General features: G+C 67.6%; 7 protein-coding genes. 2 read left to right on the forward strand and 5 right to left on the reverse strand.

Features of this window, described 5'->3' with window-relative positions; translation table 11 throughout:
- Positions 1-2: 2 nt before the first annotated feature.
- The 5 genes from AMB_RS23640 to AMB_RS20525 form a co-directional block, all read right to left on the reverse strand.
- A complete protein-coding gene (locus AMB_RS23640) occupies positions 3-4,061 on the reverse strand; it encodes a cadherin-like domain-containing protein (protein WP_011386407.1) in 4,059 nt (1,352 codons plus the stop codon).
- A gap of 24 nt (positions 4,062-4,085) precedes the next feature.
- Positions 4,086-5,471, reverse strand: coding sequence for an HlyD family type I secretion periplasmic adaptor subunit (locus tag AMB_RS20510; protein ID WP_011386408.1), 1,386 nt, complete (start codon positions 5,469-5,471; stop codon positions 4,086-4,088).
- A gap of 1 nt (position 5,472) precedes the next feature.
- Positions 5,473-7,491, reverse strand: coding sequence for a peptidase domain-containing ABC transporter (locus tag AMB_RS20515; RefSeq protein ID WP_011386409.1), 2,019 nt, complete (start codon positions 7,489-7,491; stop codon positions 5,473-5,475).
- The gene (locus AMB_RS20520) at positions 7,469-8,938 is read right to left on the reverse strand and encodes a TolC family protein (protein ID WP_231848909.1); all 1,470 of its coding nucleotides are present in this window, start codon (positions 8,936-8,938) and stop codon (positions 7,469-7,471) included. Before AMB_RS20520 ends, AMB_RS20515 begins: the two co-directional genes overlap by 23 nt.
- A 99-nt stretch (positions 8,939-9,037) precedes the next feature.
- On the reverse strand, positions 9,038-10,330 hold the full coding sequence (locus tag AMB_RS20525; RefSeq protein ID WP_011386411.1) for an adenylate/guanylate cyclase domain-containing protein: 1,293 nt from the start codon (positions 10,328-10,330) through the stop codon (positions 9,038-9,040).
- Positions 10,331-10,590: 260 nt separating this feature from the next.
- Between AMB_RS20525 and AMB_RS20530 the strand changes: the two genes are divergently transcribed.
- A complete protein-coding gene (locus AMB_RS20530; protein WP_043745427.1) occupies positions 10,591-12,351 on the forward strand; it encodes a DEAD/DEAH box helicase in 1,761 nt (586 codons plus the stop codon).
- Positions 12,352-12,488: 137 nt separating this feature from the next.
- The gene (gene ffh / locus AMB_RS20535) at positions 12,489-13,853 is read left to right on the forward strand and encodes a signal recognition particle protein (protein ID WP_011386413.1); all 1,365 of its coding nucleotides are present in this window, start codon (positions 12,489-12,491) and stop codon (positions 13,851-13,853) included.
- The last annotated feature ends 26 nt before the right edge of the window (positions 13,854-13,879 follow it).

Here is a 13,879-nt window from a genome sequence, read left to right on the forward strand (position 1 = left end):
CGTCAGACCGCTAGGTGGAAATTGGTCTGGTCCAGGGCGCTGGTGTTGACGTTGTTCAGCGTGCCCACCAGGGTGGAATTGGTATTGTCGGCCGCCCCCATGTTGGTGGTGTGCCACAGCTCCACATTGGCACCGTTCTGAATGGCGACGATGCCGGCATTGGCATCGCCGAAATCCTGGGCGGTGCTGGAGATGGAGGTGGTTCCCTCGGCATAGGTGGCGCCGACGGTGCCGGCGGTCAGGGTTCCACTGCTGCCCAGGCCAAAGCTGCCGTTCGACAGCGTGATATTATCGGCGGCCGAGTTGAAATCGGTGATGACGGCCGTGCCGGTGGAATCGAGGACAAAGCTGTCCGACCCGCCTCCGCCGGTCAGCGTATTCGTCCCGGTTCCGCCCGCCAGGATGTCGTTCCCCAGGCCGCCGACCAGGGTGTCATTTCCTGCGGTGCCAGTGATATTGAAGTTGAGATCGGCGGCAGTGATGGTGCCGGCGCTGCCGATCACATAGCCGCCATCGGTGCCGATGCCGGAATCCGTGCTGCCCTGGTAGATGTACAAAGCCTGGTCGAAGGTGGAATAGAAGCCGTCGCCCTCCACGCCACCGGTGCGGGCCACCCCGCCGGTCAGTGATGACTGCCCGGCATTGTAGCTGCCGACGACCTCGAAGCCCGACACATCCACATGGGTCCCGCTCAGGGAGATGTCGATATGGTCTGTCCCGGTGGTGAAGTCGGTGATGACGTCACGGACCGAGGCACTGTCCTGGGACTGGTTCACGTCGGTATAGACGAAGGTGTCGGCACCGCCGCCGCCGGTCAGATGATCGGCGCCGATGCCACCGAAGAACGTGTCGCCGCCGCTGTCGCCGATGAAGGTGTCGTCATGGGCCGAACCGACCCAGGCCTCCACGTTGGTAATGGCGTCGGTGCCGCCGGCATGCACCACGCTGGCCGAAGTTCCGGTGACGGTCGCCGTGATCCCCGCCCCCATGGCCGAGTAGTCCATGGTGTCGACGCCCGCGCCGCCGTCGACGGTGACCCCCACCGAGGCCGAGGCGACAAAAAAGACGTCGTCATGCCCGGAACCGCGCAGGATCTCAGTATTGGTGACGGTGTCGGTACTCGCGGAATGGGTAACCACGGCCGAACTGCCATTGAGGGTGGCCGTAATCCCGCTTCCCATCGAGCCGTAGCTTACCGTATCGGTCCCGGCGCCGGCATCGATGGTATTGGACCCACCGCCACCAACCAGGGTGTCGTTACCCGCGGCGCCGTGAATGGTGTCGTTGCCCGATCCTCCGGTCAGAGTGAGGTCGTCGGACCGGAAAGCGCCGTGAATTTCAACGGCTCCGGTCGCCGCCGAGGCGTCTACCACATTGAGGCCCGCGCTCTCGGCCTGCCCCCCCAGATAGACGGATTGGGCCGCGGTGATGCTCGAGGCGAGGGTCAACGTCTCGATCCCCGTAAGGGCGGGCATCTGGACACTGCCCATACTGGCGGTGTCGGAGATGACCACCGTGTCCAGACCGGCCCCACCCAGGATGGACAGCCCCGCACTCAGAGTGGCCATGTCGGTGACCAGCTTGTTGGTCCCGCTCCCCATGATCACTTCGGCGAAGCCGCTGCCTACCGTCAGGGTGCTGGACGCCCCCAGGGCGGTCAGGGTAGTCCCCGAGGCCGACACGGCGAAGGAGCCGTCGGCGAAGGTCAGGGTCTCGATGCCGGTCAGCGTGTCGGTGCCGTCGGTACCGCTGCGGTCCGTCACCGTCAGGGTTCCACTGCTGGTGGTCAGGAGGTAGTCGGCGGCATTGCCCGTGAACACCGCGACGTCGGCCCCCGCGTCGCCGACGATGGTGTCGTTGCCGGCATTGCCGGTGATGGTGTCGTTGCCCTGGTAGCCCCAAAGATACTCGCCGGCTGAACCGCCGTTGATCACGTCGTTGCCCGTGCCACCCAGCACCGTCACATGGGCCGAACTGGTGACGTTGATCGTGAAGCCTTCGCTCTGGTTGTCGACCTTGAAGTACTGACCGGCCACCGAGGCATTGGTGATGTTGATGACCTCGATGCCCTGGAGATGGGTGTCGTCGAAATTATTGTCGTCGAAGGTGGTGGCGGTGATGACCAAGGTATCGGTGCCGATGCCGCCATTGATCAGGGGATCGCCCTGGTTGGCGTAAATGACATCGTTGCCCGAGCCGCCGATGAACGAATCAGCCCCCGCCCCACCGCTCAGGGTGTCGTTGCCCGAGCCGCCGATGATGGTCGCCCCTTGGGCTCCGCCGACCAGGACCACGTCGCCCGACGCGGTCGATCCGTCGAGGATGATGCCTTCGATGTTGACGAAGGTCTTGGCGCTGATATTCAGCGTGCCTGCCGTGGTCTGGTAGAAGGTGACGGAATCGCCGTCGCCCGACACCGCATCGACCACGGTATTGACTCCGGCGGCGGAGACTTCGTCGAAGGTGATGGAGGAGGTTCCGGTCCCGGTGGCGATGCTTTCCACCGAGGTCAGGACGATCCCGGTCAGGTCGAAGGTGCCGCCGCCATCGGCCTGCTTGATGACATCGGTGCCGGCACCGCCCACGATGGTGGTGAATTGCTGCGGATTGACGCCGCCGCCCAGGATCACGGTATTGCCGCCCGCCGCCAGGGTCAGGATTTCGATCCCCGTCACGGTCCCGGCCGCCAGATTAATGGTTCCGGCGTCGCTGACGGTCAGGGTGTCGAGACCGCCGCTGTCGCTGATGGTGTCGCCGGCGGTGAAATTGGCGACGGAGGATAGGTAGGCGCTGGCGCCCGCCCCGCCATCCAGATGATCGGTTCCCGCCGTGGTGACCTGGGTTCCGACAGTCACCGCCGAGAAGGCGGTGCCCTGCACCGAGCCGCCATGGCCGTCGGTGATGGTGTAGGTGATGGTGGCCGCGCCGGAATAGCCGGCCGTGGCGGTAAAGGTGATGGAGCCGTCGGCGTTCACCACCGCAGTGCCGTGATCGGAATGGCCGGAATTCAGCTTGATGGACAGGGCGTCGCCGTCCGAGTCGCGGGCATTGGCCAGCAACTCGGATTTGCTGAAGGTTATGGATGTTCCGGCCGTGCTGCCCGGCAGGGTGACATCCGAGGTGGTCGGGTCGTGGTTCTGCTGCACCGGATCGGGCTTGGGCGGGTCCGACTTGGGCTCCGGCTTAGGCTCCGGCTTGGGCTCCGGCTTAGGTTCCGGCTTGGGTTCCGGATTGGGAGTGGGCAGGCCGACCGGCTGTGGCGGCAGGGGTGGCGGCTCGGGCGCGGTATTGTGCGTCTCGCCGGTGCCTGCATTGCCTGTTCCCGTATTGCCCGGGCCGCCGGTCCCGGTGCCCGATGGCGCCGAGGGCAATACCGGCGGTGCGACGGGCGGCGGCGCGGGCGACGGCATGCTGGACGCGATGGCGGCGCCTGCATTGGCCGAGACCGACCACGAGCCGCCGGATGAAGCGCCGACGATGCCCGAACCGGCGGAATTCAGGGTGAAGCTCTGGCCGCCGCCGAGAGCGCTGATCGCCACCTCGCCGACGAAGTTGGAACCGGGATCGGGCAGCAGCGCCACCGAGGTGTTGCCGTCGGCGGCGACGGTGCCGCCCACCGTGGTGCCGCGAATGCCCATGGTCATGACCGGGGTGGCGAGGCGGGCGGCGTCGGGCTGGGTCTTGGCGATATCGCCCGAGACGAAGCTGAACGCCCCCTGGGCCACCAGGAAGGTTTCCTTGCCGGTCTTGGTGGCGGGGTCGTAGGAGAACTCGTCCAGGCCGACCAGCCCCTTGTCCTTCAGGACGAAGGTGGTGCGGTCGGCGAAGACCAGGGAAATCTGGGCGCCTTGGGCCGTCTCGACGGAATCGCCCTGCATCAGCGCCGCGCCGATCTTGGCCGGCACCTTCTGGCCGTCATGGACGATCCAGGCATCACCCTGGAGCTTGTCCACCTTGCCGATCACCGTCGCGGCCGGCTTGTCCGCCGCGGAACCCTGGGTATCGGCGACCGGCGTGGCGAGGGTTTTCGCCGCCGGAAGCTGTGACGGGTCAATGGGCATGGCACCAATCCCGAAAGCCGGTCATCACGGCGCGCCCTTCCCCGTTCTGGAGAAATCGGACCATGCCGGCCAATCCAGTCTGAACGAATTCAGTGAAAAAATCATGTCATTGCGCAGCAGCGGGTCCAGAACCATACGCAAGATGGACTTTGACCCGATGACGATGGAGGCGGTTCCCGCCATCCCTGAGCGCACCGGCCAGGCCACGCCCTTGCCGTCCAGCAGCTCGGTCTTGTCCGAGCGGATCTGGACCTTGTAGTAGGTGGCGGTGGTGGCGCCCCGGGTCTCCTCGAAGGAATCGGCGCCGACCATCACCACGTGGCCGGGCAGGGCGCCGAAGCGGAACTGGTCGTAGGCCGACAGGCGCACCGAGGCGGCAAGGCCGGGGCGCAGATGGCCGATATCCTGGGGCGGCACCTTGGCCTCCACCACCAGGGCGTCGTCGACGGGAACGATGTCCATCAAGGTATCGCCGGGCCGGGCCACCTGGCCCACGCTGGCGATGGCGCTCATCTTGACGATGCCTCTGACCGGCGAGCGGATTTCCGAGCGGGATTCCCGGTCGGTGGCCACCTCCATGGTGGCGCGCAGCGCCGACAGTTCCGCCTCGACCTTGCCGGTCTCGTCCAGCACCCCGGCCCGCCAGCCCTTTTCGAACTCGGACAGCCGGGCTTCGGCCTCGCTCATCTGGGCCTTGAGGCGCGAGATGGAATCGCGGGCGGTGGAGACCTCGGTGTCGAGCATCAGCTGCTCGCGCTCCAGCTTGACGATCTCCTGATTGCCCACCACGCCGGAATCATAGGCCTTGCGCTTGATGCGCATCTCCTCGACGCCCTTGGCCTGGGCGCGGGACAGTCCGGTGACCTTGGTCTCGGTCTCCACCACCTCGCGGCGGCGGCGCTCGATCTCGCGCGAGATCACCGTGGCCTGCTGGGCGCGGTGGGACAGTCGCTCGGCATGAATGGCCAGTTCGCGCTTTCGCGTCTCGGCATCGATCTCCACGTCGCGGGGCCACCGGATCTCGGCGACGTTGTCCAGATCGGCGCGCAGCCGGGCGGCGCGGGCGTGAAAGGCCGCCCAGCGGGCCCGCTTGTCGGCCAGATCGCCCGCCCCCTGGCTGTTGATCAGGCGGACCAGCACGTCGCCCTCGGCCACCAGGGTGCCTTCGTGGACCAGCACTTCCGAGATGGTGCCGCCCTCGAAATGCTGGACATGGCGGACCTGGCTGGAGGGCTCGATGCGGGCCTGGGCCGTCACCACCTCGTCGATTTCCAGGACGGCCGATCCGCCCACCAGCACCGCGAAGGCCAGGGCCGACCACACCAGCAGCCACGAGGCCGAGGGCGGCGTCAGCCGGGGCGCGATGCCGTGAATGGGAGAGCGGAAGCTGTCCATGGGACCGTCGGCCATCTCAGCCTCCCGCCGGGGCGGGGGGAGCACGCCGCGTCACGTCCAGCAGCTTGCCCCGGTCGAGGCGCGCCACCTTGGCGGCCAGGGCGACCACGGCGGGCCGGTGGGAAATCACCACCAGCGAGCGGTTGCCCACCGCCTGATGGATGCCGGCGATGGCCCGCTTTTCCGAAGCCTCGTCCAGGAAGGCCGTGGGCTCGTCCAGGATGGTCACCGCCGCGCCGCGCAGCAGGGTGCGGGCCAGGGCGACGATCTGGCGCTGGCCGCCCGACAGGTTGCGGCCGCCCTCCACCACCTGGAAATCCAGCCCCATGCCCATGGGCATGACGCCGCCGGCCCCCAGCATGTTCATCATGGCGATCATCTGCTCGTCCGAGACCAGCCCGTCGAAGCACAGGTTGTTGCGCAAGCTGCCGGAATAGAGCGGGGGGGTCTGCGGGCAGATGCCGAGATGGCGGCGCAGATCGGCGGGGTCGATCAGGGCGATGTCGACGCCGTCCAGCAGCACCCGGCCGGAAACCGGGCGGATGATGCCCGACAGCACCTTTTCCAGGGTGGTCTTGCCCGATCCCGACGGCCCGATCACCGCCAGCCGCCCTCCCGGCTCCAGGTCCAGGGAAATGCCGTCCAGGGCCGGATTGAAGGCGCCGGGATAGCCGGCGGTCACCGCCTCGACCATCAGGCCGCCGCGCGACACCGGCCGGTGAATGAGGGCGGACCCGGCGGGACGCTCGGTGGGGCGCCCGGTGACGGTGCGCAGGGCCTCCAGCGACGCCACCGCCGACAGGGCCTGGGGCACCACCGACACCATCTGCATGGCGGCGCCAGTAAAGCGGGTGGCCAGCATGGTGGCGGCCAGGATCACGCCGGCGCTCATGCCGCCCTCGACGGCCCGCCACGCCCCCAGCCCCACCGCCAGCAACAGCGCCATGTTCTGGGCCAGCATAGAGATGTTGCCGCGCGCGGCCGACAGGGTGCGGATGGCCCGCGCCGTGGCGGCGTAAAGGGCGGTGCCGTGGCGGAACCTGGCCTGGAGATAGGCGGCGGCGCCGACGCGCCGCACCGTCTCGGGATCGGAAAAGGATTCCTGGGCCGCCTGGGCCCGCTGGCTGGCCGCCCCGGACAGCTCCTTGTACAGCAGCTTCTGGCGATGAATGGCCAGCAAGGTGCCCAGCGCCACGGCCAGATTGAGCCCCAGCACGGCCAGGGCGATCAGCGGGTCGCACAGGAACAGCCCCAGCAGGAACAGCCCCATGAACGGCAGATCGGCCAGCAGCGACACCGCCGCCGCCCCCAGGCCGTCGCGGATGGCATCGAAATCCTGCAGCATGCGCATCAGGTGGCCGCTGGGCGCCGCCGCCCCGTCGAAGCGGGTCTCCAGGATGCGGCGGTGCATGTCCATGGCCAGGCGGATATTGCCCTCGTGCAGGGCGTCTTCCACGAACAGGGCGCGCAGGCGGCGGAACACCTGCTCGAACAGGGCGGCGCCCAGGAACATCAGCACCATCACCGCCAGGGAATTGAGCAGGCCGTGGGGCAGAACCCGGTCGTAGACCTGGGCGGAAAAGATCGGCGCGGCCAGGGCCAGGAAATTGGCCAGCATGCCGGCCAGTCCGGCGCGCACCACCATGGGCTTCCAGGACGCCAGCATGGCGGTCCACGAGGTGGGCTGGACGCTGTCGGCGCGGTCCAGGCGGGGCCGCATGAACAGCAGGCGGCCGGGCTGGCCCTCGGGCGGGGCCATGACCAGGGCACGCGGCTCGCCCGGCCCCAGGACGACGCAGGGAAAAAGATCGGCCGACAGCTTGGCCGGATTGACGCCGTCCTCCACATGGGCGGCGAAGCCATAGCGCGACAGGGCGGTGATCCACGGCGCCTCGGCGGCGTCGGCCGTGGCCATGCGGTAGGAATCCTTGAGCGCCGTCGCCGCCACCGCATGCCCCATGGCGCGCAGGCAGGCCGAGACGGCCCGGGCCTTGTCGTCCAGCCCCTCCAGCTCAACCGGCGTGGGGGGCAGCATCGGCGGTGGTCTCCGGCGGCGGGGTGTCGGTGAAGGTCTCGGACGGCGGGGCGTGGTCGATGCCCTGGGCGGCCTTGAGCCGGGCCTTGGCGCCTTGCAGGTCGGAATAGAGGATGAAGCGGCGCAGCGTCGACAGCATGCCCGAGGCCTCCGCCTTGATCTCCTCCATGGCGCTGCCGCTGCCCGCCTGCTTGGACTTGGCGGCCAGCCCGCTGATGCGGCGGTCGATGGCGGCCATCTGCTCGGTCAGGCGGTATTCCTTCAGCGCGTGGCGGACCTGGATGTCGGCCACATGCACCTGGGTCAGCACCGCCATGCCCATGGCCAGGCGCCGGGTGCGGGTGGTCTCGGCGGTGTTCTGGGCGTTGCTGATCCGCTTGGGCGCCGAGACGATATCCATCAGGTTCCAGGCCATGTGGGCTCCGGCGTCGGCCCAGGCGTTGTACTTGATGAAGCTGTTGGAATCGTAGTGCCCGCCCATGAACGGGCCGATGCCCGGCAGGGTCTTCAGCAATTCGGTGCGGATCTCGTTGCGGTCGATGCGGAACTGCACCTCTTCGGACTTCAGCTCCGGGCGGTTGGCCAGGGCCACCGCCTCCATGGCCTCGACGCTCGAGTCCGGGTCCTCGGCCGACAGGAAGGAATCGTCCTTCAGCTCGGCCAGCTCGAAGGCCGAGGCCGACGGCATCCCCATATGCCCGGCCAGATCGGCCTTGGCGGTGGAGGTCTGGCGCTGCAACTCGGCGATCTGGCGCATGGTGTCGACGATGGCGCGCTGATGCCCCAGCATCTGCATGGGATCGCCCACCTTGGTGCGCTCGGCGGTCTCGGCGTCCTCCACCGACTTGACCAGCCGGGATTCCAGGGATCTGTACTTGCGGTTGGCGAATTCGTTGATCACCGCCTTCCAATAGGCGGCCTGAACGTCCTGGAGCAGCAGGTGCTGGGCGCGGCGGCGCTTTTCCGCCGCCAGGACCACCTTGTCCTCCTCCTGATCGGAACGCACCAGGGCGATGCCGAAATCCACCAGGTTCCACGAGGCGGTCAGGTCGCCGGTACGGCCGATCACATCCTCGCCGGTGCTGTAATCATTGCTGATGGCGCCGGTGCCGACATCCTTCGACGTAGTCAGCTTCCTCGGGCCGCGCTTGGACCATCGTCCCTTGGCGGCCAGTTCCGGCAGCATGGCGAACAGCGACATGTCGGCCTTGCCGGCGGCCAGAACCTCCTCCAGCTCCTTGACCCGTGCATCGAGATTGTGGGCCACCGCCAGCTTCATGGCGTCCTCGACCGAGAGCGGCCGTTTCAGCATCTCCTGGGGCAGGGATTGCGCATGCCGGTTGATCTCCTCGCGGATCTCGGCCAGATCCTCGGGCATGACCGAGCACGCGGACAGCAATGCCGCCGTGCTCACCCCCAGGACCGCGTTGCGAAACCCCCTCCGCACGGATACCCCCTTCACTCAAATCATTCGAACCCGACGCTGCACTATGGCCGAAGGAGTCTGAATGTTTCATGAAGATCCCACGCTATCCCATTGTTATAGTTAGGCAACCGTCGATGGTGACCAGCGGCGCACGCTGACCAGTCCGCTGCGCCCCTTGACCTTGTTTTCCTCGGCGGCGGAAAAGCCGGTTTCCGGCAGGCCCGAACGGCGCAGCGCCAGTTCGTCGATGACCAGTTGACCGGCCTCGGCCAGGGAGCACAGCCGGGCCGCGAGATTGACGCTGTCGCCGATCACCGTGAAGTCCTGGCGCTCCTTGGGGCCGATGGCGCCGAGGATGGCCTCGCCGTCATACAGGCCGATGCCGATGGACCGCGCCATTGGGCGCGCCGCCAGATCGGCCAGCAGGGCCTGGGCGGCGGCCAGGGCGCGGGCCTCGCGGTCGCTGCCTTCGAAGCGGACCAGCAGGGCGTCGCCGATCATCTTGTCCACGTCGCCGCCATGGGCGGTGACGATTTCCACCTGGCGGGTCATCAGTTCGTTGAGGAAATCCACCGTGGCCTTGGGCGGATGGAACTCGGCCAGGCTGGAGAAATCGCGGACGTCGGAATAGAACAGAGTCATGCCGGCCCGCGTGGTCGGCACCACGCCGTCGGGGGACAGCCGCGCCGCCGCGCCGGCGCTTTGCGACACGAAGCGCTCCAACTGGCGGCGGAGATTCTGCTGCACGGTGACCCGGCCGTCGATATCGGCCTGGGCCTTGCTCACCACCCGGTACAGCCAGACGCCGAAGGCCAGCATGATGACGGCGGGCAGCACGGCGAAGCGGGCGAAGCTGTCGAAGATGATGTCGTCGAGAACGCTGGACGGCTCGTAGACCTCGAATGCGATGACGTGGCCGCCGCTTTCGACGGGAACATAGATCTCGTAGAGGGAGAGGTCGCCGCGAGTGGTGGTCTCGATCTCGGGCCGCCTGTCGCGCAGCACGCTGCGCAGCACCGCATTCTCCTCGCGCACGCCCACGTCGGCGCTGTCGGTGGCATAAAGCGTGATGCCGCGCTCGTTGAAGATCTTCAAGGTGAAGACGTGGCCGTCATTGGCCACCGCCTCCAGCAGAAAGCGGGCGCGGGCGCCGGCCGGATCGGAGAGCACCGCCGCCGGATTGTCACCTCCCACCAGCCGCGCCCAGGTCTCGGCCTCGGCCTTCTCCACCAGATGCACGGTGTTTTCCACCCGGCGCTGGGTGGTTTCCAGGTAGACGCGGCGTTCCAGGGAGGTGACCGACAGCCAGCCGCCGCCCAGCAGGATCAGGGCGGAGACCGCCAGGGCCGGAATCATCCGGGTGAGATACAGGCGACGAATGGGAAACGGCTGGTCGATGATTCCGGTGATCATGCTTGCCCCCCGATGGCAGCTTGAGGAATGAACCCAGGGGCTACCCTAGCCAGCCCCGGATGAACGGGGCCTGAACGGTGCGCCATCCGTCTGCCGCACGGCTGGGCTGTCGCCACGGCAGATCGATATTCTTGGGCATGGCGGGGGGAAACGTGATATCTCACCGCGTTGCTTCCCGCGCCTTCGCGGAAAGCCCGGGATCGCGCTCCCCCCATCGGGCCGGGCCGTCCCCTCCTTCTGAAGAAAGCACCCCTCTGTCCATGGATTTCTTTCCCGCGGGTCATCCGCTGCTCAAGGCTCTGACCGAGCGCGACTACACCGATCCCACCGCCGTTCAGGAAGCGGTTCTCGAGCCCGGCGCCGCCGGCCGCGACCTGCTGGTCTCGGCCCAGACCGGTTCGGGCAAGACCGTCGCTTACGGCCTGGCCATTGCCGACACCTTGCTGGGCGACGCTTTCGTGCTGGAGCCGGCGGCCGAGCCGCTGGCGCTGATCGTCGCCCCCACCCGTGAGCTGGCGCTGCAGGTCCACCGCGAGCTGACCTGGCTGTACGAGCATGCCGGCGCCCGCGTGGTGTCGTGCGTCGGTGGCATGGACCCGCGCGCCGAACAGCGCATGCTGGGCCAGGGCGCCCACATCGTGGTGGGCACCCCCGGTCGCCTGCGCGACCATCTGGAGCGCGGCGGCCTGCGCATCAACCGCCTGAAGGCGGTGGTGCTGGACGAGGCCGACGAGATGCTCGACCTCGGCTTCCGCGAGGATCTGGAATTCATCCTGGAGGCCACGCCCCAGGAGCGCCGCACCCTGCTGTTCTCGGCCACTTTGCCCCACGGCATCGTCGCCATGGCCAAGCGCTATCAGCGCAATGCCTGGCGCATCGCCGTCTCGGCCGGAACCCAGGGCCATGCCGACATCGAATACCGCGCCGTGCGGGTGGCTCCCAACGAGATCGAGCACGCGGTGGTCAACCTGCTGCGCTATTTCGAGTCGCCCACCGCCATGGTGTTCTGCAACACCCGCGATTCCGTGCGCCATCTCCAAGCCATCCTGCTGGAGCGCGGCTTCGCCGCCGTGGCGCTGTCGGGCGAGTTGGGCCAGAACGAGCGCAACAACGCGCTGCAGGCGCTGCGTGACGGCCGCGCCCGGGTCTGCGTCGCCACCGACGTGGCGGCCCGCGGCATCGACCTGCCCAATCTGGGACTGGTCATCCATGCCGAGCTGCCCCAGAACGCCCAGACCCTGCAGCACCGCTCGGGCCGCACCGGCCGGGCGGGCAAGAAGGGCGTCAGCGTCCTGCTGGTTCTGCTGTCGCGGCGGCGCAAGGCGGACATGCTGCTGCAGACCGCCGGCGTCCAGGCCATCTGGAGCGGCGCGCCGTCGGCCGAGGACATCCGCAAGCTGGACCAGGAGCGCCTGCTGACCAGCCCGCTGCTGTCCGAGGAAAACACCGAGGACGATCTGGCCATGGCCAAGGCCCTGCTGGCCGAGCGCCCGGCCGAGGACATCGCCGCCGCCCTGGTGCGCATGTACCGCTCGCATCTGCCCGCCGCCGAGGAAGTGTTCGATCCCGGCCCCGGCAATCCATCGCGGGAGCCCCGCGAACACCGCGAGCGCGAGCCCCGCCCGCCGCGGGAAGGCAAAGGCCCCGGCCTGCCCGGCGGCTCGGTGTGGTTCCGCATGAATATCGGCCGGCAGAAGAACGCCGATCCGCGTTGGCTGATCCCCATGATCTGCCGCCAGGGCAAGGTTACCAAGGCCGAGATCGGCGCCATCCGCATCTTCGAGCGGGAGACCCGCTTCGAGATCGACGCCGGCCACGCCGACCGCTTCGCCACCGCGCTACGCCAGATCGAGAAGGCCGAAGTGCGCATCGAGCGTCTGGCCGAGCATGCCGCCGAGCCTGCCGCCGCCGCCCGGCCCGACGACCGGCCCCGTCCCCCCGCCGGGGTCAAGCCCATGGGGCCGAAGAAGGCGCCCTGGAAGGACAAGAAGGACGGTCACCGCAAGGGCAAGCCGGCCTGAACGCACATTGTGTTGACTCTGGAGACGGGTCGGACTAAAAACCGACCCTCTTCAGATTTCTGGAGATCACCGCCTCCGAGGAGGCCCGCTGGTCCGCGAGTTTCGCGCACCGGCGTGTAATCGTTTATGGACGGATCATGTTCGAGAGCTTGAGCTCAAGACTGGGTAAGGTGTTCGAGAAGCTGACGGGCCGTGGCGCCCTGTCGGAAGCCGACGTCACCGATGCCCTGCGCGAGGTTCGCGTCGCCCTGCTCGAGGCCGACGTTGCGCTCTCCGTGGTCAAGGAATTCATCGGCCGGGTCAAGGCCCGCGCCGTCGGCGCCGAGGTGATCAAGTCGGTCAGCCCCGGCCAGATGGTGGTCAAGATCGTCCATGACGAACTGATCGCCACCCTGGGGACCAAGGGCACCGAGCTCAACCTGTCGGCCGTGCCGCCGGTGGTCATCCTGATGGTCGGCCTGCAAGGCTCGGGCAAGACCACCACTTCGGCCAAGATCGCGCTGAAGCTCAAGAAAGAGAAGAAGAAGGTCCTGCTGGCCTCGCTGGACGTCTACCGTCCCGCCGCCCAGCAGCAATTGCAGATTCTGGCCGGACAGGCTGAAGTGGGCAGCCTGCCCATCGTCATGGGCGAGATGCCGGTGGCCATCTCCAAGCGCGCCCTGGATGTGGGCCGCAAGGAAGGCTACGACGTCGTCATCCTCGACACCGCCGGCCGCCTGCACATCGATCAGGAGCTGATGGCCGAGGTCGCCGCCGTGCGCGACGCCGCCAAGCCCACCGAGACCCTGCTGGTCACCGATGCCATGGTCGGTCAGGACGCCGTCACCCTGGCGCGTGAATTCAACGAGAAGGTCGGCGTCACCGGCATCGTTCTCACCCGCATCGACGGCGACGCCCGTGGCGGCGCCGCCCTGTCCATGCGCGCTATCACCGGGCGGCCCATCAAGTTCCTGGGCGCCGGCGAAAAGCTCGACGCGCTGGAAGTCTTCCACCCGGACCGTATCGCCGGACGCATTCTCGGCATGGGCGACGTGGTCGGCCTGGTCGAGAAGGCCATGGAGACCCTGGACCAGGAAGAAGCCGAACGCCTTGCCAAGCGCATGGAGAAGGGCAAGTTCGACCTGGACGACATGCGCAAGCAATTCGCCCAGGTGCGCAAGATGGGTGACCTGAAGGGCATCCTCGGCATGCTGCCCGGCATCGGCAAGATGGCCGGCGCCCTGAAGGACGCCAATATCGACAACAAGATGGTCGCCCGCCAGGAAGCGATCATCACGTCCATGACCAAGGCCGAGCGCCGTAATCCCGACCTGATCAAGGCGTCGCGCAAGAAGCGCATCGCCGCGGGTGCCGGGGTCGAGGTCCAGGACGTCAATAAGCTGCTCAAGCAGTATCAGCAGATGGCCGACATGATGAAGAAGGTCGGCAAGCTGGGTCAGAAAGGGCTGATGCGACACGGCATCGGCGGCCTTTTGCCCCCCGGCATGAAGTTCGGGCGCTGACCGGCGCCCAAAGGTTATTTGAGGTT

The organism is Paramagnetospirillum magneticum AMB-1, from assembly GCF_000009985.1.
GTDB lineage: Bacteria > Pseudomonadota > Alphaproteobacteria > Rhodospirillales > Magnetospirillaceae > Phaeospirillum > Phaeospirillum magneticum.

Coding starts and splice junctions, on each gene's coding strand:
- AMB_RS23640 (WP_011386407.1), bottom strand. CDS start 4,061: ATGCCCATTGACCCGTCACAGCTTCCGGCGGCGAAAACCCTCGCCACG.
- AMB_RS20510 (WP_011386408.1), bottom strand. CDS start 5,471: ATGGCCGACGGTCCCATGGACAGCTTCCGCTCTCCCATTCACGGCATC.
- AMB_RS20515 (WP_011386409.1), bottom strand. CDS start 7,491: ATGCTGCCCCCCACGCCGGTTGAGCTGGAGGGGCTGGACGACAAGGCC.
- AMB_RS20525 (WP_011386411.1), bottom strand. CDS start 10,330: ATGATCACCGGAATCATCGACCAGCCGTTTCCCATTCGTCGCCTGTAT.
- AMB_RS20530 (WP_043745427.1), top strand. CDS start 10,591: ATGGATTTCTTTCCCGCGGGTCATCCGCTGCTCAAGGCTCTGACCGAG.
- ffh (WP_011386413.1), top strand. CDS start 12,489: ATGTTCGAGAGCTTGAGCTCAAGACTGGGTAAGGTGTTCGAGAAGCTG.